Raw genomic sequence first — 22,813 nt, 5'->3', positions numbered from 1 at the left:
AGTTGATGGTACTGATGTCATTGTGGGAATACGCAAATCCAAAGAAGTTCATGGATTGGACGCGACCTGTGCTGCCGTGGGTGGCAGGGGCGGCAGCGCTCTGTCTGGCGGTTGGATTGATCTGGGGGTTCTTTTTCACGCCCGATGATTTCCGTCAGGGATCGACGGTCAAGATTATCTATTTGCATGTCCCCGCAGCGCTGATGGCGATTAACGCGTGGTTGATGATGCTGGTGGCGTCGCTGATCTGGATCGTGCGGCGGCATCACGTGTCGGCACTAGCAGCGAAGGCAGCGGCACCTGTCGGGATCACGATGACGCTGATCGCCTTGGTGACAGGTGCACTGTGGGGATCACCGATTTGGGGGACATATTGGGAATGGGATCCGCGACTAACGTCATTCCTGATCCTGTTTCTGTTCTACCTCGGCTACATGGCACTGTGGTCCGCGATCGAGGATTCGGACACGGCGGCAGATCTGACATCGATCCTGTGCCTTGTCGGGTCAATTTTCGCGATCCTGTCGCGCTATGCCGCGCAATTCTGGAGCCAAGGTTTGCACCAAGGCGCGTCGCTGTCGCTGGATAAAGAAGAGAACGTGTCGGACGTGTTTTGGCAACCGCTGGTGATCACGATGATCGGCTTCGGGTTGCTGTTTGTGGCCTTGGTTTTGCTGCGGACGCGCATGGAGGTGCGGTTGCGCCGGATCAAAGCGCTAGAAGCGCGGGCTAGGAGAGCATGATGCCGGATTTGGGTGCGTATGCGTTCGAGATTTTGATGTCCTACGGGATTTCGCTGGGCTTGTTAGGGGGCTTGATCGGCCTATCTATATGGCAAGGCCGCCGCGTGAAGGCGGCGTTGGAACGGATTGAAAAGAATGGCTAAAGTGTCACCGATGCTCGTTCTGCCGCCTGTGATTTTTGCAGGGCTGGCAGGGTTGTTTCTCAGCGGGATGTTCCGCGAAAACCCGGGTCAATTGCCGTCACAATTTGTCGGGCAACCGGCGCCCGCATTGCCGACCGAGGCAATCAACGGCGAGCCATTGTTGACGGTAAACGATCTGCAATCAGGCGAAGTTACAATCGTGAATTTCTGGGCCAGTTGGTGCCCGCCTTGCCGTGCTGAACATCCGTATTTGCTGGAACTCGATGCCGCAGGCTACCGCGTCGCTGGCATAAATTTCCGCGATTTGCAGGACCAAGCGACTGAATATTTGGAAGACGATGGTAACCCGTTCTTTGCGACGGGGTTTGACCCGCGTGGTCGGTCCGCGATTGACTGGGGCGTCACAGCACCGCCCGAGACGTTCATCATCGGGGGCGATGGGACTGTCCTGCATCGGCACGTCGGGCCACTGGTCGGGTCGGTTGTTGAACAGCAGTTCTTGCCTGCGCTAGACGCCGCGCTGGCCGAATAGGTTTGACCTGAATGACCTCAGCGGGGCTGAGGATTTCATGATTATAACGCGCGGTTCGCAGTGGTGCGGTCCGCAGTCGATTGTGTTGTGTGACGATCTGTTGGATGCCTCCGGCGGGGATTTAGAAGACCCCAAAGAAGCAAAAGGCCCGCGTCAGACGCGGGCCTTTTCGTTTTTCGAGAGAGCGGGGTTTAGGCCGCTTTGGCGAGGTTCCGTAGTACGTAGTGCAGCACACCGCCGTTTTCGATGTATTCAATCTCGACCGCTGTATCGATGCGGCATTTGACTGTGATCTCTTTCACAGTGCCGTCGCCCATCGTGATGGTCGCCGGTACGTTTTGCAAAGGCTCGATTGTGTCGAGACCAGAGATCGCAACTGTTTCGTCACCTGTCAGGCCAAGTGATTTACGTGTGTCGCCGCCGGTGAATTCGAACGGAATGACACCCATGCCAACGAGGTTGGACCGGTGGATACGCTCAAAATTTTCAGCGATAACCGCTTTGACGCCCAGAAGCGCTGTGCCTTTGGCTGCCCAGTCACGTGAAGAGCCAGCGCCGTATTGTTCGCCTGCGAAGACAACCAGCGGCGTGCCTGCTTCTTGATGCGCCATTGCCGCGTCGAAGATCGCTGCTTGGTTGCCATCTGGACCTTTTGTGTAGCCGCCTTCAACACCATCGAGCATTTCGTTCTTGATGCGGATGTTGGCGAAGGTGCCGCGCATCATGACCTCGTGGTTCCCGCGACGTGAGCCGTAGGAGTTGAATTCACGCACAGGCACCTGACGTTCGATCAGGTACTGACCCGCAGGTGTTGTGTCCTTGAAAGACCCAGCAGGAGAGATGTGGTCGGTTGTGACCATGTCACCCAAGATCGCCATAACTTTCGCGCCGGACAGGTTGCTGATTTTGCCTGGATCCTTGGACATGCCTTGGAAGTAAGGCGGGTTTTGGATGTAGGTTGACGCAGCTGGCCAGTCGTATGTTTCAGAATCCGGTGTCTGAACGGCCTGCCATTTTTCGTCGCCTTTGAAGACGTCAGCGTATTTCTTGATAAACGCTTCGCGGGTCACTGTCTGTTCAACCAGATCGTTGATCTCTTGGTTGGTTGGCCAGATGTCTTTCAGGAAGACGTCGTTGCCGTCTTTGTCCTGACCGATGGCATCAGTGGACAGGTTGATGTCCATGGTGCCAGCCAAGGCGTATGCGACGACCAGAGGCGGGGACGCGAGATAGTTCGCGCGTACGTCTGGTGAAATCCGGCCTTCGAAGTTCCGGTTACCGGACAGAACAGATGTCGCGACCAGATCCCCTTCGGCAATGGCGTCGGACAGTTCTTTCTGGATCGGGCCAGAGTTACCGATACATGTCGTGCAACCGTAGCCAACCAAGTTGAACCCGATTTTGTCGAGATCTTCTTGCAGGCCAGCTGCTTCAAGGTATTCGGACACAACCTGCGAACCAGGTGCGAGCGATGTCTTGACCCAAGGTTTCCGGTCCAGACCCAGTGCCGCCGCTTTGCGTGCAACAAGGCCCGCGCCGATCATGACGTATGGGTTGGATGTGTTGGTGCAGGACGTGATGGAAGCGATGACAACTTTGCCTGATTCCATTGTGTAGTCTTCGCCAGCAACAGCCACTTCTTTGCCCATTGGACGTTTGAAGGTCTCTTCCATTTCTTTGGCGAATGCAGATTTCGCGCCAGTCAGTGCCACGTAATCTTGCGGACGCTTTGGACCTGAAATCGCAGGAACAATTGTGCCCATATCAAGCGACAATGTTGCTGTGTAGACTGGTGCGTAGTCCGCATCGCGCCAGAAACCGTTGGCTTTTGCGTAGGCTTCGACCAACGCGATCCGGTCTTCGTCGCGGCCAGTGTTCCGCAGGTAACGCAGTGTTTCGCCATCAATTGGGAAGAAGCCACATGTCGCACCGTATTCTGGTGCCATGTTTGCGATTGTCGCACGGTCTGCCAATGGCAGACGGTCCAGACCTTCGCCGTAGAATTCAACGAATTTGCCGACAACGCCCATTTCGCGGAGCATTTCGACGACTTTCAGCACAAGGTCGGTGCCTGTTGTGCCTTCAACCATTTCGCCTGTCAGCTCAAAGCCAACAACTTCTGGGATCAGCATAGAAACGGGCTGACCAAGCATCGCAGCTTCAGCTTCGATACCGCCAACGCCCCAACCCAGAACGGCCAAACCGTTGACCATTGTTGTGTGGGAGTCAGTCCCGACGAGCGTGTCAGGGTAAGCCACTTCAACGCCGTTTTGGTCAGTGTCTGTCCAAACCGTTTGCGCGAGGTATTCAAGGTTCACCTGGTGGCAAATACCTGTGCCCGGAGGAACAACGCGGAAGTTGTTAAACGCTTTCTGACCCCATTTCAGGAATGTGTAGCGTTCGAGGTTCCGTTCATATTCGCGGTCCACGTTCATCTGGAACGCACGTGGGTTGCCGAATTCGTCGATCATTACAGAGTGGTCAATGACCAGATCAACAGGGTTCAGCGGGTTGATCTGCTGGGCGTCGCCACCAAGTGCCACAATGCCGTCGCGCATCGCTGCAAGGTCAACAACAGCTGGAACGCCGGTGAAATCCTGCATCAGAACGCGGGCAGGGCGGTACGCGATTTCAATCGGGTTCTTGCCGCCTTTGACAGCCCAATCAGAAAACGCCTTGATATCGTCTGTTGATACAGAGAAACCGCCGTCTTCGAAACGCAGCAGGTTTTCAAGGACCACTTTCAACGCGGCTGGCAGCTTGGAAAAATCGCCAAGGCCTGCGGCTTCTGCAGCTTCGATAGAATAATAGTCGATGGACTTGCCACCAACGGTCAGGGTTTTACGGGTTTTGGCTGTATCTGTGCCAACGGTTACAGTCATGGCTGTCCCTTTCAAATGAGGAAGATTTGGCTTGATTGGCTTTTGCACCAAGGGGTGCGGAGGATCAAGGGTTAATTTGTATACCGTTGCACACAATGACGCGCCACGGTTGTAAAAACCGTGGCATTCGGGTCGCCAATGGCAAGTATGACATGTTGCTCGCGATTGGTTGATTGGCCTGTGTGCCAGTTAATCCTTAGATGTGTGTCCGTAGCCAAAAGAAGAGAATCCCTATGCGCAACCTTTTGCGGACTGCCGCCTTGATGACGACCTGCTTTGCAGCACCGGCTTTGGCCGATATGTCGCCTGTTGTGGTTGAACTTTATACGTCGCAAGGCTGCTCCTCTTGTCCGCCAGCAGATGAGATGCTGACCGAATTGGCCGCACGTGACGACGTTATCGCATTGGCGTTACATGTTGATTACTGGGATTACATTGGTTGGGTCGATGAATTCGCCGATCCTGCATACACCCAGCGCCAACAGGATTATGCCCGTGCAGCAGGTGAAACGACGATCTATACGCCGCAGTTCGTGATTGCAGGGCAGGACATCGTTATCGGCGCGCGTGGCATGGATGTGGCTGATCTAATCGCCGCACGCCGGATCGAAGACCAGCCTGTTGATGTGGATCTGACGTGGACCGAAGACACGCTCAGCATTACGGCCCAGATGGACGATGCTCCGGCTCCAGATGGCTATGTTGTGCAACTGGCGCAGATTTTGCCGGTCCAGTCGATTGACATTCAACGTGGTGAAAACGCTGGGAAAACAATCCAGTATTCCAACGTCGTGCAGTCGATCACTGTTCTTGGACAGTGGGACGGCGTGGAACCGATCAGTTTCGAAGCCGATGTGACCGACGCTGATCAAGTCGCAGTTATCGTGCAACGTGGCACAAACGGTCCGGTCGCAGGTGCAGCCAAACTGATTAACTAGCCGCAGGCTTACCCTTAGGCTGCTTCCAACGTCGGTGAACCCAGAACCATTGCGCGGGGGTCGCAGTAACCCGTGCTTCCAGTCGTTTGGTCATTTCCGTCATCATGACTTCTGGCGTGTCCGGCGCGATAGGCGCTTCGACATGAATGTCAAAGCTCAGGCCGTCGTCTTTACGAATACCGAAATAGGGAATCACGATTGCCCCCAGCCGCAAGGCAAGGTCAGCGGCAGATGTAGCAGTGCGCGCAGGATGCCCCAGAAACGGCAGGTTGATGCCGCCGCTGTTGGCCACGTCGAACAATAGCGTCGCCATGCCACCCGATTTCAGATGTTTGGCAAAGCCAATTGTGCCTTGGCGACCCTGCGCAAAAACAGGCCCGCCCCATGACGACATGGTTTTGGCGTAGTGGGCGTTGAAATAGGGATTTGCCATTGGACGGTAAAGACCGCCGATGGTTAGGCCGGTTTGTGTCAGCACGTGACGCGGCGCTTCATGGTTGCCGATATGGCCCGTGACAAAGATGACAGGCGTTTTGGATGCGCGGGCCTGTTCCAGTGTTTCGAGACCTTCGCCGACCGGAACCGTGTCCGACAGCCGCTGCCCGAATTCACGCCAAGAATAGTTTTCAATCAGCGTGCGGCCAAAGTTGTCGCAAACGGCGGTGGCCATCGCCCGACGGTCTGCAGGTGACTGATCAGGGTAGATTTTCGCAAGGTTCGTTTCAGCGCGGGTGCGGTAGCTGGTGAGCGGCCCAATCCCGTTCGCCATGATACGACCCATAGCGCGGACGCGCTTTTCATAGGGCAATTGCATGACCGTGCCCAACAGGCCGCGCAACACGCGATCTGTCAGCCAATCGGCATGGGAAGGGGCGCGGTCTGCCATCGGGATTAACGCGGGCTCCGCGCGATACCTGTGCCGATCATGCTGTCACGTGTGACAAGCGCGGCAAGCGCTGCCTCAGACAAGTCGTCTGTGCCAGCAGGGCGGGCAGGGATCACGACATAGCGCATATCTGCGGTGCTATCGTGGACTCGAACTGTCACATCATCCGGCAAGGTCACGCCGAATTCGGCCAAGACAGAGCGCGGCTCGCGGACGGTGCGGGACCGGTATGCCCGCGATTTATACCAATCCGGCGGAAGGCCGAGCAGGTTGCGCGGGTAGCACGAACATAGCGTGCAAACGACGATATTGTGGACGTCAGCCGTGTTCTCCACGGCGATCAATTTCATCGGCCCGATATCGAAGCCCATCTCGCTCGCGGCTTTCGACCCATCCACAAGCAGCCTTTCACGAAAGGCGGGGTCGACCCACGCGCGGGCAACAACGGCCGCGCCGTCTGCCGGACTACGCGCATCCATCGCTTCGATTTGTGTGGCAATCTCTGCGGGTGTTGTCACACCCTTGTCGATCAATATCTCACGGATCGCGATTTCCATCTGTTGCCAGTAGGTCAGCGTCGTGTCCTGATCAGGGCGATAAGGATGGCCTGAAGGCGATAGGTGGTCATGGTCGTGATGATCATGTGGCATCGTCAGTGATCCTTTCGAGCCAATGTGCGTAGATTTCCGCTTCAAGAATGTCTGTCGGGTTTTCGGCAGCGTCGCCCCAAACCTCGGCCATGTCAAAACGCACGCGCAACAATTGGCCCGATTGCGCCGCGATCCCGTAGGCAAGGTCTTCGGGGTTTGCAAATGGCCCGAGTGTGCGTTCAACGACGCCACTTTTGCCGCGCAGATAATAGGGTGTGCGGACGTGACCAGGTGGGACGTCTGTCTTCACCCGCACGTGTTCGTGGTGGCTGAAACTATTCACTTGCTGCGTCCCCGTAGGTAGCGCCACGCGATGCAACTTCGGTCATCTTTTGCGCAAGTTCTGCTGTCGTATAAACACCGCCTTCGATCAAGTTCTGATTAATCGACATGATCCAACGCTCATAATACGTCATCTGATCAAAGCTTTCGGCGGGCATGTCTTCAAGGACTCGGCGCAGGCCGTCCACCGTGAAATGCCCCTTGGTGGAACACAAGACCATCAACGCATCAACGCGCTTTTCCCAGATTGCGAAGTCATGCGACGCATCCGGAACGGGACCAGCGGCATCGCCGCCCATGTCGTGCCAACGTCTGCCGATTTGTGGTGTCTTATTTGTCATTTGGTGACGATACCTGAGGATGGCGCAGACTGTCCATCACCGATCCCGCGTCAGGGTCTATTCGTCGTCTTCATCGTCCGTAGATTGATAGGTAATCCCGCCGTCTTCGGCCAACGTACGGATCGCGGTCGTGACGACATTCATCGCCGCTTCGCCAGTTTTGCGTTTCACATGGCCCATTTCGTCAACCGCTTCGCGAATTGATCCGGCCATCCTTTGGGACATGTTCGCCAGAATGTATTCGGCCCCCGCGGCTTCGTCGTCGGACCCGGCAAGTGCTGCCGAAATGGCGACATTCAGTTCGTCCGCATCAACGGCGCGAATACAGACAGGGATATCGGTTCCTTTGATCCGTGTCGCGATGTCTGCAAATGTGAAAATGTTCTTGCGGACATCATCTGCAAACTTGGGATCATCGCCATTCAACGACGTCAGCACGTCTTCGCGGGTGGCGGCAGGGCTGGTGTTCAAGATCGCACCAAGGCGTGCATCCGGCCCACGATTGAACGCAATCGTCGATTTTTCACAATGATCGCGCATCAACGCCTTGCCAATCTTCAGAACGGCATCGGGGGAAACGGACGATGTTTGGGACATACCAAAACTGATCCGCCGCGCGCGTTCACCAGGCAGTTTTCCCAAAACTTCAGCGGCCTTTGCGACCGGCAGTTTGGATAGAACAATTGCGCCAATATGCGTGCTTTCGGCTTCCATCAACGTGACAAGATCGTCTTCTGACAGGGCCGTCACCATTGGCCATGGATCACCATTTTGGGCAGCAATGATTTCTGCGCGCAACCGTTCGGCCAGATCAGGGCTGATCTGGTCACCAAGCGCATCAAGCGCTTGCAGCGTGCTGCCGGGTGCGACAAGACCGATTGAATCCAGTTCTTCGAGAAATTCCACCGCGACCTGTTCGACCGTCGATTTGTCGACAAGCCGAATAGCGCCAAGTTCGTGCGCCAAAGCCGCTTGCAGTTTTTCCGGCATACGGGTCAGGGGAATCCCGTTCCCATCGCGGAAAAGCATTTGAACGATCAATGCAGCCTTGCGCCGACGCGTGAGGCCAGCGGGCGGAGTGGGGGATGCGGAGGATAATTGGCCAAGCTGTTGCATGGCCTTGTTGTCTCACTTCGTCCTAAACAAAGTGTAAAGACAATCAGTCATTTGCAGGGTGTGTATAAAGAATCGACATCTCTTTCAGCGCAGCCGCTGTTTCAGGCGAAAGCGCCTGTAGATTGTCTGTCAGCGCATGCATTTCGTGCAGATGGCCCATGATTTCATCAGTCTCGGCCTTCGTAAATTCACGGTCGGGACGGGCAAACGCGCAGATGCTTGGGCTTGCGTCTTCGCCAACGGCGCATGCGATCCCGTATTTCAGGCCGTGGTCTGCGGCTGCTTTGAAAACGCCTGCCACATCCAAGTCAGCCAATTCGGCCCACGTGCGGGACCCACGGTTTTCAAACCCCCAATGCACAGCCGGGTCGGTCATGACGTAACCGTTCTGCGAATAGTGATCCAACCACTTCTTTTCGTAGGTCTGGAACAAGAAAGTCGGAGTCGTATAACGGATGTGCAAGGCCAAAGCGTAGCCAGAAGGCGACAAGACCTTCAGCTCTGCTAATTTCGCTTTTATTTCAGCCTGTCCAGCCATAATATCGCACTCGCTTTATAGTTGCCTGTATGACGTTTCAGTATATACAGGCCCAAACCTACCTGTGTGGCGCATGTTACCCGAGATGTCGTGTTTGTGTTAGTGCTTTTTGAGGGTTCGGCTCAATAGGATAATTGATGGAACGGCTCCTTAGTTCTGATGACCTCAACCAGCTTGCGCCCGCAGGGTTCCATATTGCGTTGCGTATCGGTTTTGCTTTTCCGCTCGAAGAACAAAATGCTTTCCCGCCACCATGGGTCGAACACTACACAATGCAGCGGTTTATGCTGTTCGATCCGGTTATTAGATGGGTCTACAGCAGTTCAGCAGCGGCGATTCGCTGGAGCGAAATTGAACTAGAAGACCCGCGTAAGGTGCTTGCCCAAGCACAGACATTTGGGCTGCGATACGGGGCCACTGTATCGGTCACGGACAAAGTTCAAAAAGGTTTACGATCCTTCGGGTCGTTTGCACGAAATGATCGCGAATTTACGGACCTCGAAATCCGGCTTCTGAACGCATTTATCCAACGACGTCATGAGGAAACAGCACCTCCGTCAAACCTGACCCGCGCCGAACTTGAAGTGCTTCAAATGATTAAAAACGGCGAACGGATTAAGCAGATCGCACATGAATTGGGCGTCAGCGAAGGTGCCATCAAGCAGAGGTTGAAGAACGCTAAGCTGAAACTGGATGCCAAAACGGGGCCTCAGGCCGCAGCTTTGGCCAGTCAGTTCGGACTAATTTAGTTCCAAATTTAGTTGATTTTTGAAAACTGGGAATGTTTCTAACTGGTTAATAGTAATGGCTGTTAAGGCCTATTAACTATAAAATTATTTATAAACTTTCCTAAAATGCTATGCGTTGACTCTCTAAAGTGGAGAGGGAACCATGGAAAATATTACTTTTAAACTCGCGGACATGCACCAACACGGTGCTGCTTTTTTTGAATTTCTTGCACTGCGCAAGAAGTTCTTCGTCGATAATCTTGGGTGGGATATCCCCCATGACGAATCACATGAGATGGATCAATACGACAACCCACAGGCGAGCTATTCGCTTGTATTGAAGGATGGCAAGGTGATCGGTGGGGCGCGGGTGATGCCAACAACGTCACAATGGGGCACGCATACATACATGCTGCGTGACGCCGTCCAGGGGAAATTGATCGATATTCCAGCCAACATCATGGGGCGCGATATTGTCGACGCGGACATGTGGGAATGTACCCGTCTTGTGATGTGCGATAGCGTCCGGACACATGCCGAACGCAGCACGTGTTTGCGTATGATCGTGGATGGGCTGATTGATCTGGCCAACGAAAAAGGCGCGACCAAACTGATGTGTCTGTCCACCTTGGCGATGATGCGCGCACTGCGTCAGCTTGGCTATGATGCGGAACGTATGGGCGACACGTATCTCAACGATGGCGATGGCCGCCGCTACGCCGTTCTGGGCATGTCAGCAGCACGTCAGACCGCCTTTGTGCCGAAAGCCACGCACCGTCCCCAGCCGCAGCCGCTACACGCGCCGTCTAAGGTGTAAGGGTGTTAAGTTTAACGAGTTTTCGGTCGTGTGCGCGGTATAAAAAAAGAAACGGGAGGCAATCTGCTGCCTCCCGTTTATCTGTTTAGCTTGTTGTTTCAGCGACGCAGGTGTTTGCGTCCGCGTCAAAAACCATTCCTTCAGCGCATGATATTGCCGCTTGCTGGTCCATCGCATGGGACCCGTGGCACCCTTCAGCGAAGGCCGCCACAGGCGAGATGGCAATGAAAAGGGCGGCGATAGTCAATTTGATCTTCATCGTTCACTCCTATTTGTTTCCGTAGGGGAAACTTAGCAGCAAATCCATAAAAGTCACGTTGACGTTTCGCCTACCGCTTAGCCAAAGACCCGTTTGAAGATCGTGTCTACGTGTTTGGTATGGTAGCCAAGGTCGAATTTTTCTTTGATCTCGTCTTCTGACAGGGCCGCAAGAACGTCGGCATCACCAAGCAATTCTGTTTGGAAATCTTTGCCTTCTTCCCAAACTTTCATCGCGTTGCGCTGCACCAGTTTGTAGCTATCTTCACGGCTGACACCAGCTTGCGTCAGTGCCAGCAGAACCCGCTGCGACATCACGAGGCCACGGAATTTGTTCATGTTGGCCAGCATGTTGTCTGGGTAGATCACCAGCTTTTCGATCATGCCTGCCAGACGGTTCAGCGCAAAGTTCAGCGTGATCGTTGTGTCCGGACCAATTGCGCGTTCCACTGAGGAATGCGAAATATCGCGTTCGTGCCACAGCGTGACGTTCTCAAGGGCAGGGGTGACAGACATTCGCACCAGACGCGCGAGACCAGTCAGGTTTTCCGTCAGCACAGGGTTACGCTTGTGCGGCATCGCGGAAGACCCTTTTTGACCCTTAGAGAAGAACTCTTCGGCCTCGAGCACTTCGGTACGCTGCATGTGGCGGATTTCGGTCGCGATGTTTTCCATCGAGGACGCAATCACACCCAACGTGGCAAAGAACATCGCGTGACGGTCGCGTGGGATCACCTGTGTTGAAATCGGCTCAGGTTTCAGGCCCATCTTTTCGCAAACGTGCTCTTCGACGCTTGGATCAATGTTCGCGAATGTACCAACCGCACCAGACACAGCACCGGTCGCGATTTCTTCGCGGGCCAGTTTCAGACGGGCAAGGCCACGATCCATTTCGGCGTAGAACCGCGCGAATGTCAGACCCATTGTGGTTGGTTCAGCGTGGATACCGTGGGACCGACCGATGCGAACGGTTTCTTTATGCTCGATCGCACGGTCCTTCAGCGCCGCGAGAACACGTTCCATGTCCTTGATCAGAATGTCGGATGCGCGCACCAACTGGACGTTGAATGTGGTGTCCAGAACGTCGGACGATGTCATGCCTTGGTGCACAAAGCGGGCTTCGTCATTGCCGACGATATCAGCGAGGTGCGTCAAAAACGCGATGACGTCGTGTTTGGTCACCGCTTCAATCGCGTCAATCGCGGCCACGTCGAACTCTACATCCTTGGCTTTCCAGACCGCGTCCGCGTTTTCCTGCGGGATCACGCCAATGGCAGCTTGGGCGTCACAGGCGTGGGCCTCGATCTCGTACCAGATGCGGAACTTGGTGGCTGGCTCCCAAATGGCAGTCATTTCGGGGCGAGAGTAACGTGGGATCATGGGATCATGGCCTTTTGTGAATGGGCAACAGCGTATCCGCGCGTCATAAAGGGCTGCGACCTAAGGCTCAAGTGCCGTTAGGTCAGAAGAACAAGGGCAGCGACGATGATGTTAAAAGCGGCTGATTTCGCAGGCGATTGGCAGTTAGACCGCACGATCACGGATCGGCACGGCGGCATGGATGGCACTTTGCAGGGGCTGGCGACGCTTGCGGGGCAAGATGACGCGTTACGATACGAAGAAACGGGGCGCCTGAAATTACAAAGCGGACCAGTGATGGAAGCGACGCGCGCCTACCTTTGGACGTTCGAAGAGGCACGCGTGGTCGTGCGCTTCGCGGATGGCGCTGATTTTCACAGCTTCATTCCAGAAGGAACGGTGCCGGGGACGACACATCTGTGCGGCGCAGACTTATACGATGTGACCTACGATTTCCGTGATTGGCCCGCGTGGACAGCGACGTGGTCGGTGCGCGGACCGCGCAAAGATTACACATCTGTGTCGCATTACAGCCGATAGGTTTCGACGCAAACATCTTGCAAGTGCAGCATCGCTCGGGCAATAAGTTCCGCAACGTATAACAAAGCGGGGGAAAGCCTGATGGCATTCGCACTCAACGACAAAGTTCTCATCGACACATTTGCCAATAACGAAGGCGCAATGCGCCGCGCCAAACAAGCGATCATGGTGATCCTTGGTGTGGCTGTGCTGGCTCTGACCGCAAAGATGCAGTTCTTCATTCCGGGCAATCCTGTGCCTGTGACACTGACAACATTCGCAGTTCTGACAATCGGCGCAGGCTATGGCGCACGTTTGGGCGCGCTGACGATTGCAGGTTACCTCGCACTTGGCGCGATGGGTCTGGACGTGTTTGCCGGTTCTTCCGCTGAAAAAGCAGGCCTTGTTTACATGATGGGCGGCACTGGCGGTTACCTTGTTGGGTACATGCTGGCGGCACTGGCGCTGGGTGTTGCGGCACGCAAAGGCTGGGACCGTAACGTTGTGACGATGGGTCTGGCGATGCTCGTGGGCTCTGCGCTGATTTACATCCCCGGCCTGCTGTGGCTGCACCAGTTCGCATCCGGTTGGGAGCAGACACTGGCATGGGGTATCACACCATTCCTGATCGGTGACGCGCTGAAATTGGCACTGGCGGCATTGATCGTGCCAGCGCTGTGGAAGCTGATCGGCAACGCACGCACCTAATCAAACCTTGGTTTGAAACAATTGAAAGGCGCAGCCGGTGGCTGCGCCTTATTTTTATTCTGGTGCTTGTTGCGACTGGACACGGGAATAACGTGGGCCAGTGGGCATTGTAGGGTTCTGCATGCCTCCGGCAGGGATATTTGAGGCCAAAAGAAGCGGATTAACCCAGTTTTGTGACCACTTCATTGGTGCGTTCCAAGGTTTTGTGGACCGGACATTTATCTGCGATCTCCAACAGGCGGGCCTTTTGTTCTTCGTCCAGATCACCGGTGAGGTGGATCGTCCGAGTGAAACAGTCGATCTTGTCGCCCGCTTTGCTGTCGCTTGCGTGGCATTTGCCGTGGTCGACATCGACTGAGATACCATCTACCGGCCAGCCTTTGCGTCGCGCATACATCCGTATTGTCATCGATGTGCACGCACCTAGCCCCGCAGAGACCAGACCGTAGGGCGTCGGTCCAGTGTTCGTGCCGCCGACTTTGACCGGTTCGTCCGCGATCATCGTGTGATCGCCGACTTGGATGGTCTGCGCGAAACTATCGGGGCTGGTTTCGGTGACGCGTAAAGTGCCTTCTGGCGCTTTGGCAGCCTGTGTTCCGACCGGAGCGGGCAGGTAGCGGCGTGACCACGTCGTAATGACATCAACCGCGTAGGCCGCGTCTGCGGGTTTGCTGAGCAGGTGATCGGCATCGTCGAGTGTCACGAAGCTTTTGGGGTGTTTAGCACCAAGGAAAATCTCGCCTGCGTTTTCGATGCCTACAACGTGGTCGCGCGGGGCATGAAGCACCAGCAGGGCGGCGTTTAATTTGGCCAAGGCAGGTTGCAGGTTTGCGGCAGCCACATCATCGACAAAACCCTGTCCGATATTCAGTGGACGCCCGCCAAGCTGCACTTCGGCCACGCCGTGTTCTGCAATGCTTGCCAAGGCGGCCCCGAAGTTGTGGGTGACATGACCCGGATCGGCAGGAGCACCGATGGTCACGACGCCTTTGATAGACGGCATGTCGGGTGCTGCACGCAGGACAGCGGCACCGCCCAATGAATGCCCGATCAGCAGCGTTGGCGTCAGCCCGCGGCGATCCAGTTCGGCGGCGGCGGCACGCAGGTCCGCGACGTTAGAGCTGAACGTCGTGGTCTCGAACGCGCCTTCGGAATGGCCGAGCCCTGTGAAATCGAACCGCAGCACAGCGATGCCGTTATCGGCAAGCCCGCTTGCCAAACGACGCGCGGCCACGATTTCTTTGGAGCAGGTGAAGCAATGCGCGAAAAGCGCCACAGCCCGTGGCGTTCCATTTGGCATATCGAGCCGCGCGGCCAGCATATGGCCTGCGTGGCCGGCGAAGGTGAATTTTTCGGATGTCATATGTGTCCTTCCCGTTTCTTGGGCCCCGTTGCCGGGTCATCGTTCTGCGTTGGGTCATAGGTGGCGTTTGGAGGCGGGCGGCGCAATCTTTGCGTGGGCTTGTCACGCAATGGTGACGTTTGTGTCTGTCTTGGATAGATAGTTTCCATGACGATGATCCTTGGCCAAATCCCTGAAAACCAACGCCAAGCGGCGGCTGCGCGCCTGCCGGGGATACAGACCGTTACGGGGACGGATTGGATTACAACCGACCAGTCCTATGCGGAACAGATCGCATTGAAACAGACAATACGCGCGGAACGGTCTATGGACGTCCTGCGCCAATTGCCGGAAGCCGACGACGCGGCGGCTGAACTGCTGGTCGAGGTTTTGAAGCTGCTGAAACACCGCGCAGGATTCGATGTCTCGGCAACAAAAGTCATCTGTCCGGACGGGCGGCATGTCGACACGTCCGGTGCGCCCTTGCAGGTGTTGTCGCAGGTCCTGCAAGAGGATCTGGTGATCCATCAGCCCATGGGTGAAGTGCACGGAATGACCGCCGCACTGCTGTGTTTTCCCGCGTCTTGGACGCTGGCGCAGAAGATCGGCAAACCGCTGACCGCGATCCATGATCCGGTACCAGAATACGATGCGACCCTTGCGAAACGTGTGCAGCGGCTGTTTGACGGGATCCAGGTCGGGCGACCGCTCTGGCGCGCTAACCTGCTGCGGTACGACGATCCGGCGCTGTATCAACCACGGACGGAAGGCAACCCGCGCCCTGTCGGCACAGCACAAAGTCTTTATGAACGCAGCGAACGTCAGACGTTGTTCCGGCTCCCGCAGACCCGCGCCGTGGTCTTTGCGATCCACACGGTCATCGCCCTTGCGTGAAACGTGATGGACGGGGCGCGGCGGCTGTTCTACCCCTGGACCATCAGTTGAAGGAGCCCGAAATGGTCGTCACGCTTTCCCACATCCAAGCCGTTCACGCGGCGATCAAACCTGCGACGATTGAAACGCCTTTGGTCAAGGCCACGCGGCTGTCGCAGCATCTGGGCATTGATCTGTACCTCAAGCTTGAAAACCTCCAGCACACGAACGCGTTCAAGGCGCGGGGGGCATTGGCGAAATTGCTGACGCTGTCGGACGCGGCGAAAAAGGCGGGCGTGATTGCCTGTTCGGCGGGGAACCACGCGCAAGGGTTGGCCTATCACGCCAACCGTCTGGGCATTCCTGCGGTGATCGTGATGCCCGAAGGGACACCGTTTAACAAAGTGAAACGGACCAAAGACATGGGAGCCGAGGTCGTGATCCACGGCGTAGGCTTTGACGATTCCGTGCAGTTCACGCTGGATATGGCAGAGGAAAAAGGGATGACCTTTGTGCATCCATTTGATGATCCAGAGGTCGTGTCGGGGCAGGGCACCGTGGCGCTCGAAATGCTCGCACAGGAACCTGATCTGGATTGCATCGTCGTGCCTATTGGTGGCGGCGGGTTGATTGCAGGTATGGCCACGGCGGCGAAGGGGTTGAAACCACAGATTGAAGTAATCGGGGCGCAGGCGCATCTGTTTGATGCGGCAAAGGCGAACTTTGATCAATCCAGCACACATTTTGGCGGGGCGACATTGGCCGAAGGGATCGCAGTGAAAGCACCTGCGGAGGCAAACCTCGCCGTGATCCGCGATCTGGTGGACCGCGTGGATGCAGCAACCGAGGTCGAGATCGAACAGGCGGTGTTTGACCTGCTGTCGGTGGAAAAACTGGTCGCCGAAGGGGCGGCGGGCGCGGGCCTTGCGGTGATTAAAAACAACCTCGACAAATTCGCGGGCAAGAAGGTCGGGCTGCTGATCTGCGGGGGCAACATCGACAGCCGCGTGCTGTCCACGCTGATCGTGCGAGGGCTGATGCGGGACGGACGGATCACACGACTGGTGTTCGAAATCGCAGACACGCCGGGGCAACTGTCCAAGATTTCACAGATCATCGGCGACGCAGGGGCCAACGTGATCGAAGTGATCCACCAACGCATGATGCAATCGGTGTCGTTGAAACAGGCGGAGCTAGAGGTGGTGATCGAAGCGCGGGACCAGTTCCATGTGGATGAGATATTGGGGGTGTTGGAAGGGGCGGGACTGCAAGTGCGGGTTGTTTAGGTGGAGTATTTGCAGTGGCGGAGTGCTCGAACTCTCGAGTACTATTCTTTCAAGATTAGGCATTATTTGGTACAATAACGAGAAGGGTTTTCCATGGTATTCGGAAGAATTGCTTTTGCACTTGCTACAGTATTGTTCGCTCCAACGATTGCGCTTGCTGATTGCAAGACGGCTGAAGAGATGCTGGACTTCCCAAAGTCCGCACTCAATGACGTAGAGCCTTGCGACCGACTTGGGACGATCTTTTTGCGTTACAATGAGATATCATCCCGGGCTAGGTTTTCGATCGGGACGTTGGCACAAGCCGACTACATCTACTATGTCTTGTTTAAATCAAGTGTCCTCTCTGAGCCTTCCGTTATGGGCAAAGGCGGGATACTAATGAGCGCGCTCGCGGTTTTGCCGGAAAATGACACGGTAAGGTCAGCTGCCTATAAGTTTGCGATCCTACGAGAGTATGCTCGCCTTTCCCCCGATGAGGCGACGACACTAAGCAATCACGTCAACGCTTTGGCATTTGCCTTGAAATCAAGCTTCGAGAACTCAGGATTTGAAAATGTGGCTGCGTTAGATTGTTTCATTGATGCAGACATTCCGCATTTGAGCGCGGAAACAATTCTCGGCTCCAAATTTTTCGAAGACTGTGTGACGCAGCACCATTAATGCATGGACCTGACGGGGACTTATTACGATTGGCCTTTTGAGCCGTTAGGCGAAAAGAAAGTGAATGCAAAAAAGTCACTAAAAAAGGGCGCCCCAGTCGGGACGCCCTTCTTAACTTCAAGCCACTGCCAAATTAGCAGGAGTAGTACAGCTTGTATTCCATTGGGTGTGGTGTGTGCTCGTATGCGTACACTTCTTCCCATTTCAGGTCCATGTAGCCTTCCAGCTGGTCTTTGGTGAATACGTCACCAGCGATCAGGTAATCGTGGTCTGCTTCGAGAGCTTCCAGCGCTTCGCGCAGGGATCCACAAACAGTTGGGATTTCAGCCAGTTCTTCTGGTGGCAGATCGTAGAGATCTTTGTCAGATGCCGCACCTGGGTCGATTTTGTTTTTGATGCCGTCAAGGCCAGCCATCATCAGTGCTGCGAAGCACAGGTATGGGTTGGCTGCTGGATCAGGGAAACGTGCTTCGACGCGTTTTGCCTTGGGGGATTCGGCCCAAGGAATACGGACACAACCGGACCGGTTAGACGCAGAGTAGGCGCGCAGAACAGGTGCTTCAAAACCCGGGATCAAACGCTTGTAAGAGTTTGTGGATGGGTTTGTGATCGCGTTCAGGGATTTCGCGTGCTTCAAGATACCGCCGATGAAGTACAGGGCTTCCTGTGACAGATCAGCGTATTTGTCGCCTGCGAACAATGGCTTGCCATCTTTCCAGATGGACATGTTCACGTGCATACCTGTGCCGTTATCGCCAGCGATTGGCTTTGGCATGAATGTCGCGGATTTGCCGTAGGCTTGGGCGACGTTGTGCACAACGTATTTGTACTTCTGGATTTCGTCAGCTTGGTGCGTCAGCGTACCAAAGATCAGGCCCAGTTCGTGCTGACAAGACGCCACTTCGTGGTGGTGCTTGTCGACCTTCATACCCATGCGCTTCATTGTAGAAAGCATCTCGCCGCGCATGTCTTGTGCGTCGTCGATTGGGTTCACTGGGAAGTAACCACCCTTAACGCCCGGACGGTGGCCAGTGTTGCCCATCTCATATTCTGTGTCTGTGTTCCATGCACCGTCAAGCGCATCAACTTGGTAGGACACTTTGTTCATGGACACTTGGAAGCGCACGTCGTCAAAGACGAAGAATTCAGCTTCTGGGCCAAAGAATGCTTGATCGCCGATACCGGAAGAAATCAGGTAAGCTTCTGCTTTTGCAGCAGTGCCGCGTGGGTCACGTGTGTAGCTTTCGCCAGTGTCCGGCTCAACAACGTTACAGTGAATGCAAAGTGTTTTCTCAGCATAGAAAGGGTCAAGGTAGACGCTTTCAGCTTGTGGCATCAGTTTCATGTCGGACTGATCGATGGATTTCCAACCCGCGATGGAAGACCCGTCAAACATGAAGCCTTCTTCGAGGAAGTCTTCGTCAACCAGATCAGAGACCACAGTCACGTGCTGCAGCTTGCCGCGCGGGTCTGTGAAGCGCACGTCGACGTATTCAACGCCTTCGTCCTTGATCATTTTGAGAACAGCTTTGTTGTCCATCGATATGTCCTTTTGTTTCGTGTCGTGTGTTAGGTGTGTGTTGGTCGGTAGGGCGGCGAAGTGTGCCGCGCCTTAAAGTGCGTCGTCGCCGGATTCGCCTGTACGGATACGGATCGCTTGCTCAACAGGGGAGACAAAGATCTTACCGTCGCCGATTTTGTCTGTCTTCGCAGCACCGATGATAGCTTCAACAGCCGCATCGACTTGATCATCAGCCAAAACGATCTCGATTTTCACTTTCGGGAGGAAATCGACAACGTATTCCGCGCCACGGTACAATTCGGTGTGGCCTTTCTGGCGGCCGAAACCTTTGACTTCGACGACGCTCAGGCCTTGGACGCCTACGTCTTGCAAAGCTTCTTTCACTTCGTCGAGTTTGAATGGCTTAATAATGGCTTCGATCTTTTTCATAGGCCCGCGACTCCCCTTGATATATTCAGTGACGCTCAGATCATTTCTGTTGCGGAGGAACAATTGACGCGCCAAGTTTGCGTCATATCCATCCTCCAAAAAACTAGGTGTGCCTAATTTTTAATCACATAGACGCCATAATGTGCGGTTTGTAAACATAAGGTGCCAGATAAATGACCGAACTCTTAACTGCAGCCCAAATGCGCGCCAATGAGCAGGCTGCGATCGACAGTGGTGAGGTCACTGGGCTGGAGCTGATGGAACGGGCCGGGCAGGGTGTTGTTGATGCGGTTTTTGCTGAATGGCCACAGCTTGCGCCTGCGGCGGGCACAGCGTGGGGGCCAGCCCCGTCGCCATTGTCACTCGGACCAATGGCGCAACAAAGGCGACCCCCGAGATATTTAGGACCAAAAGAAGAGATAAAGCGACGTGCCGTGGTGCTATGTGGCCCGGGCAACAACGGCGGCGATGGGTTTGTTGTCGCCCGGTTATTGCATGCGATCGGGTGGGACGTTGATGTGTTTTATTACGGGGGTGCTGAAAGGTTGCCGCCAGATGCGCGGGTCAATTATGACCGTTGGTCTGCGTTGGGCGACGTGCAACCCTTGTCTGAACGCGCATTTCGCGCCGTGCCGGATGCGGACGTCTATGTTGATGCCTTGTTCGGGACGGGCGCGTCACGCCCTGTTGAAGGCGCGGCTTTTGATGTTCTAAGCCATATGGCCGGACGGAATGGCGATGACTTTGCGCCCAAAACAGTCGCGATTGATGCGCCTTCGGGGCTGTGTTTGGACAGCGGCGTGTTGTTGGGGCGCAGCGATGGGGCATATGCCAACGGTATGGTACGGTTTGCAGCTTTGACCGTTACTTTTGATTGTCCGAAGGTTGGGCACTTCATCGGCCATGGTCCGGCACTGTGCGGCAAGGTGAAGGTCGTGGATATTGGGTTGGCAAACTGGCGCTGTTTTCAAAAGACGTTGCCTGACAAACCTGCTTTCATTCAAACCGCCCGTGGTCCAATGGGCGCTGTGCGGCCCATCCGTACGGAATTGACGCGATTGAAACCTATCGTTCCGGATCTTCGCCTGAATTACACGATGTTCGATACGCGGTTGTTGACGAAAGCGCGGCAAGGCGACGCCCACAAATATAGTTTCGGTCATGCTCTGGTTTTGTCAGGTGGTGTTGGCCGCGGCGGTGCAGCCCGATTGGCGGCACGAGGCGCATTGCGCATTGGGGCGGGCGCTGTAACGCTGGGGTGTCCGCCTGCGGCGCTGCTGGAAAATGAGATTGCCTTGGATGCGGTGATGACCCGCAAGGTAAAGGACGCGGACGGGTTGTTAGAGATATTGGCTGATGATCGAATCAACAGCCTATGTGTCGGCCCCGGCTTCGGTACAGGTGCGGGGGAAGTGGCCGTGATTGCTGCGGCTCTCAACCCCTCAGCCAAAAAGCGGGTGGTGTTAGATGCTGATGCGTTGACGCTTTTGGCGCAAGAGCCGGAATTGTTTGCGCTGCTTCACGATCAATGCGTGCTGACCCCACATGCAGGTGAATTTAAGCGGCTTTTCCCGGATTTGGCAGAGAAACTAACTTGGCGGGAAAAGCGACCTGATGCCACGACGGTAACGAATCGTATACCTGCGGTAATGGCGTTTCAGGAGGCTTTGCAAAAAGACCGTGGCCCTGCGTATTCCAAGGTCGATGCCACACGTGATGCGGCAAAACGGGCAGGGTGCGTCGTCTTGTTCAAAGGGCCAGACACGGTCATTGCCGATCCGAATGGACGCTGCATCGTCGTTGCATCTGTTTACGACGATGCGGCCCCTTGGCTGGCGACAGCGGGGTCGGGTGATGTTTTGGCAGGGTTTATCACCGGATTGATGGCCCGAGGATTTCCGCCATTGGCTGCGGCACAAATAGGGGCTTGGCTACATGCCCGCTGCGCGCGGCAATTCGGACCGGGGTTAATTGCAGAGGATTTGCCAGAGCAGCTTCCGACCGTTTTCCGCGAATTGGGCGTTTAGACACGAAAAAAGACGCGTTGGGGGACGCGCCTTTCTCTCGAGTAACCTGTTCGATGTCTTGTGGTCGTGGGGTTATGCGCCCGCGATCATCTCAACGCCATCAGCGTAGATGATGTGTTCGCGGTCGAATTCGATGTGGTACACGGTCATTTCGCGGGCACCGGCTGCGGCCAGAAATTCACCGTCAACCAGACGCTCTGCGGCGACGCTTGCAGATGATGTCCCGAACAGGGCCTCTGCACGCCAGTCGCGGATATGAAGCTTGGCGCCGGCCGTTACCATCATGTCGCGGTCAGGGCGCGTATGGCCCAAAGACCCTGCCTTGATGCGGATCGGCTGCATTTGGGCTTTCTTCATTGTGATGTTTTTCACAACGCTCATGCCGCTGTCACGGGTGATAACACGATCGCCGACTGAAAGATGCTCAACCGGCATTTCGCCGTCCAAAGTCATGATAGAAGTGCCTGCGCAAATACCGGTGTGAACGGCTGTTTTAGCGTCTTGGCGTTCCGTCTCAACAGTCATTTCAGTGTGCATTATCGTGTCCCCGAGTTCGTTCGTTTTGTTGAAATCAGGTTTGTTGGCCAAATGTGGCGACATTGCGTTAAGTCAGGGTTCATTTTTAGATGATTTTTCTGCTCGCATCCCCCTGCGACCTTTGCTAGACAGCGCCCAACCTAGCGGGGCAGGCCCGAAAACCTGCCCCGTTTGATCATTGCGGGTGTGGCGGAATTGGTAGACGCACCAGATTTAGGTTCTGGCGCCGCGAGGCGTGGGGGTTCGAGTCCCTTCACCCGCACCATCACCCCTTTTTCGAACTCTCAAAATGTGCAAAGTTTTCCTTTAAAAGCAGTGCTTTACAGGGTTGTAAATAAATGCAGCGTGCAATTTGTAGTGTATTTTGCGACTCTGGTTACAACGAAACTGCAATCGGGTTGTAAACTTGGCGAGCATAACAAAGACTAAAACTGGTCGGTGGAAAGCATACGTTGCACGTAAGGGCATCAGGAAATCTCAGACATTTGACACTAAGCGCGCGGCCTTGGATTGGGCTGCGCACGAAGAACACCTGATTCTGAACAAAGATGGACCTGTCGCGGTTTGATGCCGCTCCTTTGATAGCATTTACTGCAACAAAGGAGATGAACTATGGGACTGAAACGTACGGACGAATTTCGCCAAGATGCGGTGCGGATTGCATTGACCAGTGGGCTAACGCGTAAGCAGGTGG

Annotated in this window: 25 protein-coding genes and 1 tRNA gene; 13 read left to right on the top strand and 13 right to left on the bottom strand. The window is 55.2% G+C overall.

Features of this window, described 5'->3' with window-relative positions:
• The first annotated feature begins 14 nt into the window (after positions 1-14).
• Genes MWU61_RS09660 through MWU61_RS09650 form a run of 3 tightly spaced genes read left to right on the top strand, consistent with a single transcriptional unit; the run spans position 15 to position 1,418 of the window.
• Positions 15-743, top strand: coding sequence for a heme ABC transporter permease (locus MWU61_RS09660; protein ID WP_247128416.1), 729 nt, complete (start codon positions 15-17; stop codon positions 741-743).
• The gene (gene ccmD / locus MWU61_RS09655) at positions 740-886 is read left to right on the top strand and encodes a heme exporter protein CcmD (protein WP_247128157.1); all 147 of its coding nucleotides are present in this window, start codon (positions 740-742) and stop codon (positions 884-886) included. The genes MWU61_RS09660 and ccmD overlap by 4 nt, the downstream gene beginning before the upstream one ends.
• On the top strand, positions 879-1,418 hold the full coding sequence (locus MWU61_RS09650; RefSeq protein ID WP_247128156.1) for a DsbE family thiol:disulfide interchange protein: 540 nt from the start codon (positions 879-881) through the stop codon (positions 1,416-1,418). Before ccmD ends, MWU61_RS09650 begins: the two co-directional genes overlap by 8 nt.
• Before the next feature lie 191 nt (positions 1,419-1,609).
• Here the strand turns inward: MWU61_RS09650 and acnA are convergent, their stop codons facing one another.
• Entirely contained in the window at positions 1,610-4,300 is a 2,691-nt protein-coding gene (acnA, locus tag MWU61_RS09645; RefSeq protein ID WP_247128155.1) for an aconitate hydratase AcnA, read from the bottom strand.
• A gap of 233 nt (positions 4,301-4,533) precedes the next feature.
• On the opposite strand from acnA, the gene MWU61_RS09640 reads away from it, so the two are divergent.
• Positions 4,534-5,238 (top strand): DUF1223 domain-containing protein, encoded by a 705-nt coding sequence (locus tag MWU61_RS09640; RefSeq protein ID WP_247128154.1) that lies wholly within the window; start codon positions 4,534-4,536, stop codon positions 5,236-5,238.
• Here MWU61_RS09640 and MWU61_RS09635 read toward each other — a convergent pair.
• From MWU61_RS09635 to MWU61_RS09615, 6 genes are read right to left on the bottom strand one after another with little or no spacing between them, the layout of a single operon-like run.
• Positions 5,231-6,124 (bottom strand): lauroyl acyltransferase, encoded by an 894-nt coding sequence (locus MWU61_RS09635; protein ID WP_247128153.1) that lies wholly within the window; start codon positions 6,122-6,124, stop codon positions 5,231-5,233. The two genes, MWU61_RS09640 and MWU61_RS09635, sit on opposite strands and share 8 nt — an antisense overlap.
• 5 nt (positions 6,125-6,129) lie before the next feature.
• Positions 6,130-6,774: a nitrile hydratase subunit alpha gene (gene nthA / locus MWU61_RS09630; RefSeq protein ID WP_247128152.1), complete on the bottom strand. Its 645-nt coding sequence runs from the start codon at positions 6,772-6,774 to the stop codon at positions 6,130-6,132.
• Positions 6,764-7,057: an SH3-like domain-containing protein gene (locus MWU61_RS19765; RefSeq protein ID WP_348645578.1), complete on the bottom strand. Its 294-nt coding sequence runs from the start codon at positions 7,055-7,057 to the stop codon at positions 6,764-6,766. Before MWU61_RS19765 ends, nthA begins: the two co-directional genes overlap by 11 nt.
• The gene (locus MWU61_RS19760; protein WP_281502068.1) at positions 7,050-7,397 is read right to left on the bottom strand and encodes an SH3-like domain-containing protein; all 348 of its coding nucleotides are present in this window, start codon (positions 7,395-7,397) and stop codon (positions 7,050-7,052) included. The genes MWU61_RS19765 and MWU61_RS19760 overlap by 8 nt, the downstream gene beginning before the upstream one ends.
• 57 nt (positions 7,398-7,454) lie before the next feature.
• Entirely contained in the window at positions 7,455-8,513 is a 1,059-nt protein-coding gene (locus MWU61_RS09620) for a FliG C-terminal domain-containing protein (RefSeq protein ID WP_247128151.1), read from the bottom strand.
• A 43-nt stretch (positions 8,514-8,556) separates the two neighbouring features.
• On the bottom strand, positions 8,557-9,051 hold the full coding sequence (locus tag MWU61_RS09615) for an autoinducer binding domain-containing protein (protein WP_247128150.1): 495 nt from the start codon (positions 9,049-9,051) through the stop codon (positions 8,557-8,559).
• Positions 9,052-9,188: 137 nt separating this feature from the next.
• Here MWU61_RS09615 and MWU61_RS09610 point away from each other — a divergent pair, with 137 nt between their 5' ends.
• Together MWU61_RS09610 and MWU61_RS09605 are read left to right on the top strand one after the other, a co-directional pair.
• Complete coding sequence (locus tag MWU61_RS09610) at positions 9,189-9,800, top strand: autoinducer binding domain-containing protein (RefSeq protein WP_247128149.1); 612 nt, start codon at positions 9,189-9,191, stop codon at positions 9,798-9,800.
• Positions 9,801-9,942: 142 nt separating this feature from the next.
• Entirely contained in the window at positions 9,943-10,596 is a 654-nt protein-coding gene (locus MWU61_RS09605; protein ID WP_247128148.1) for an acyl-homoserine-lactone synthase, read from the top strand.
• An 85-nt stretch (positions 10,597-10,681) separates the two neighbouring features.
• On the opposite strand, the gene MWU61_RS09600 is transcribed toward MWU61_RS09605, so the two are convergent.
• Both MWU61_RS09600 and purB read right to left on the bottom strand, forming a co-directional pair.
• Positions 10,682-10,855, bottom strand: a complete 174-nt coding sequence (locus tag MWU61_RS09600) for an adenylosuccinate lyase (protein WP_247128147.1) — start codon at positions 10,853-10,855, stop codon at positions 10,682-10,684.
• A gap of 77 nt (positions 10,856-10,932) precedes the next feature.
• Entirely contained in the window at positions 10,933-12,234 is a 1,302-nt protein-coding gene (purB, locus tag MWU61_RS09595; RefSeq protein WP_247128146.1) for an adenylosuccinate lyase, read from the bottom strand.
• A 105-nt stretch (positions 12,235-12,339) separates the two neighbouring features.
• Between purB and MWU61_RS09590 the strand changes: the two genes are divergently transcribed.
• Together MWU61_RS09590 and MWU61_RS09585 are read left to right on the top strand one after the other, a co-directional pair.
• On the top strand, positions 12,340-12,753 hold the full coding sequence (locus MWU61_RS09590; RefSeq protein ID WP_247128145.1) for a DUF6314 family protein: 414 nt from the start codon (positions 12,340-12,342) through the stop codon (positions 12,751-12,753).
• An 81-nt stretch (positions 12,754-12,834) separates the two neighbouring features.
• Entirely contained in the window at positions 12,835-13,440 is a 606-nt protein-coding gene (locus MWU61_RS09585) for a biotin transporter BioY (RefSeq protein WP_247128144.1), read from the top strand.
• A 160-nt stretch (positions 13,441-13,600) separates the two neighbouring features.
• Here MWU61_RS09585 and MWU61_RS09580 read toward each other — a convergent pair whose 3' ends face one another.
• Positions 13,601-14,803, bottom strand: coding sequence for a bifunctional alpha/beta hydrolase/OsmC family protein (locus MWU61_RS09580; RefSeq protein ID WP_247128143.1), 1,203 nt, complete (start codon positions 14,801-14,803; stop codon positions 13,601-13,603).
• 147 nt (positions 14,804-14,950) lie between these two features.
• Here MWU61_RS09580 and MWU61_RS09575 point away from each other — a divergent pair, with 147 nt between their 5' ends.
• The 3 genes from MWU61_RS09575 (at position 14,951) to MWU61_RS09565 (ending at position 17,604) form a co-directional block, all read left to right on the top strand.
• On the top strand, positions 14,951-15,676 hold the full coding sequence (locus tag MWU61_RS09575) for a DUF3445 domain-containing protein (RefSeq protein ID WP_247128142.1): 726 nt from the start codon (positions 14,951-14,953) through the stop codon (positions 15,674-15,676).
• A gap of 62 nt (positions 15,677-15,738) precedes the next feature.
• A complete protein-coding gene (locus MWU61_RS09570) occupies positions 15,739-16,941 on the top strand; it encodes a threonine ammonia-lyase (RefSeq protein ID WP_247128141.1) in 1,203 nt (400 codons plus the stop codon).
• 93 nt (positions 16,942-17,034) lie between these two features.
• Positions 17,035-17,604, top strand: a complete 570-nt coding sequence (locus MWU61_RS09565) for a hypothetical protein (protein ID WP_247128140.1) — start codon at positions 17,035-17,037, stop codon at positions 17,602-17,604.
• Positions 17,605-17,737: 133 nt separating this feature from the next.
• Here MWU61_RS09565 and glnA read toward each other — a convergent pair whose 3' ends face one another.
• A complete protein-coding gene (glnA, locus tag MWU61_RS09560; protein ID WP_247128139.1) occupies positions 17,738-19,144 on the bottom strand; it encodes a type I glutamate--ammonia ligase in 1,407 nt (468 codons plus the stop codon).
• Positions 19,145-19,216: 72 nt separating this feature from the next.
• A complete protein-coding gene (locus tag MWU61_RS09555) occupies positions 19,217-19,555 on the bottom strand; it encodes a P-II family nitrogen regulator (RefSeq protein WP_247128138.1) in 339 nt (112 codons plus the stop codon).
• 173 nt (positions 19,556-19,728) lie between these two features.
• Here MWU61_RS09555 and MWU61_RS09550 point away from each other — a divergent pair, with 173 nt between their 5' ends.
• Positions 19,729-21,582 (top strand): NAD(P)H-hydrate dehydratase, encoded by a 1,854-nt coding sequence (locus MWU61_RS09550; protein ID WP_247128137.1) that lies wholly within the window; start codon positions 19,729-19,731, stop codon positions 21,580-21,582.
• A gap of 72 nt (positions 21,583-21,654) precedes the next feature.
• Here the strand turns inward: MWU61_RS09550 and MWU61_RS09545 are convergent, their stop codons facing one another.
• On the bottom strand, positions 21,655-22,119 hold the full coding sequence (locus MWU61_RS09545) for a Hint domain-containing protein (RefSeq protein ID WP_247128136.1): 465 nt from the start codon (positions 22,117-22,119) through the stop codon (positions 21,655-21,657).
• 180 nt (positions 22,120-22,299) lie between these two features.
• Here MWU61_RS09545 and MWU61_RS09540 point away from each other — a divergent pair.
• Positions 22,300-22,384, top strand: a tRNA-Leu gene (locus MWU61_RS09540).
• Positions 22,385-22,813 lie beyond the last annotated feature (429 nt).

It is taken from the genome of Loktanella sp. F6476L, assembly GCF_023015725.1.
Lineage (GTDB): Bacteria > Pseudomonadota > Alphaproteobacteria > Rhodobacterales > Rhodobacteraceae > Yoonia.
Note: the sequence above shows the minus strand (reverse complement) of the source record. Positions and strands in the feature narration are given on the sequence as shown.

Bases quoted from the DNA above. Each gene is read 5' to 3' on its own strand.
- MWU61_RS09660 (WP_247128416.1), top strand. From the start codon at position 15: ATGTCATTGTGGGAATACGCAAATCCAAAGAAGTTCATGGATTGGACG.
- ccmD (WP_247128157.1), top strand. From the start codon at position 740: ATGATGCCGGATTTGGGTGCGTATGCGTTCGAGATTTTGATGTCCTAC.
- MWU61_RS09650 (WP_247128156.1), top strand. From the start codon at position 879: ATGGCTAAAGTGTCACCGATGCTCGTTCTGCCGCCTGTGATTTTTGCA.
- acnA (WP_247128155.1), bottom strand. From the start codon at position 4,300: ATGACTGTAACCGTTGGCACAGATACAGCCAAAACCCGTAAAACCCTG.
- MWU61_RS09640 (WP_247128154.1), top strand. From the start codon at position 4,534: ATGCGCAACCTTTTGCGGACTGCCGCCTTGATGACGACCTGCTTTGCA.
- MWU61_RS09635 (WP_247128153.1), bottom strand. From the start codon at position 6,124: ATGGCAGACCGCGCCCCTTCCCATGCCGATTGGCTGACAGATCGCGTG.
- nthA (WP_247128152.1), bottom strand. From the start codon at position 6,774: ATGCCACATGATCATCACGACCATGACCACCTATCGCCTTCAGGCCAT.
- MWU61_RS19760 (WP_281502068.1), bottom strand. From the start codon at position 7,397: ATGACAAATAAGACACCACAAATCGGCAGACGTTGGCACGACATGGGC.
- MWU61_RS09620 (WP_247128151.1), bottom strand. From the start codon at position 8,513: ATGCAACAGCTTGGCCAATTATCCTCCGCATCCCCCACTCCGCCCGCT.
- MWU61_RS09615 (WP_247128150.1), bottom strand. From the start codon at position 9,051: ATGGCTGGACAGGCTGAAATAAAAGCGAAATTAGCAGAGCTGAAGGTC.
- MWU61_RS09610 (WP_247128149.1), top strand. From the start codon at position 9,189: ATGGAACGGCTCCTTAGTTCTGATGACCTCAACCAGCTTGCGCCCGCA.
- MWU61_RS09605 (WP_247128148.1), top strand. From the start codon at position 9,943: ATGGAAAATATTACTTTTAAACTCGCGGACATGCACCAACACGGTGCT.
- MWU61_RS09600 (WP_247128147.1), bottom strand. From the start codon at position 10,855: ATGAAGATCAAATTGACTATCGCCGCCCTTTTCATTGCCATCTCGCCT.
- purB (WP_247128146.1), bottom strand. From the start codon at position 12,234: ATGATCCCACGTTACTCTCGCCCCGAAATGACTGCCATTTGGGAGCCA.
- MWU61_RS09590 (WP_247128145.1), top strand. From the start codon at position 12,340: ATGATGTTAAAAGCGGCTGATTTCGCAGGCGATTGGCAGTTAGACCGC.
- MWU61_RS09585 (WP_247128144.1), top strand. From the start codon at position 12,835: ATGGCATTCGCACTCAACGACAAAGTTCTCATCGACACATTTGCCAAT.
- MWU61_RS09580 (WP_247128143.1), bottom strand. From the start codon at position 14,803: ATGACATCCGAAAAATTCACCTTCGCCGGCCACGCAGGCCATATGCTG.
- MWU61_RS09575 (WP_247128142.1), top strand. From the start codon at position 14,951: ATGACGATGATCCTTGGCCAAATCCCTGAAAACCAACGCCAAGCGGCG.
- MWU61_RS09570 (WP_247128141.1), top strand. From the start codon at position 15,739: ATGGTCGTCACGCTTTCCCACATCCAAGCCGTTCACGCGGCGATCAAA.
- MWU61_RS09565 (WP_247128140.1), top strand. From the start codon at position 17,035: ATGGTATTCGGAAGAATTGCTTTTGCACTTGCTACAGTATTGTTCGCT.
- glnA (WP_247128139.1), bottom strand. From the start codon at position 19,144: ATGGACAACAAAGCTGTTCTCAAAATGATCAAGGACGAAGGCGTTGAA.
- MWU61_RS09555 (WP_247128138.1), bottom strand. From the start codon at position 19,555: ATGAAAAAGATCGAAGCCATTATTAAGCCATTCAAACTCGACGAAGTG.
- MWU61_RS09550 (WP_247128137.1), top strand. From the start codon at position 19,729: ATGACCGAACTCTTAACTGCAGCCCAAATGCGCGCCAATGAGCAGGCT.
- MWU61_RS09545 (WP_247128136.1), bottom strand. From the start codon at position 22,119: ATGCACACTGAAATGACTGTTGAGACGGAACGCCAAGACGCTAAAACA.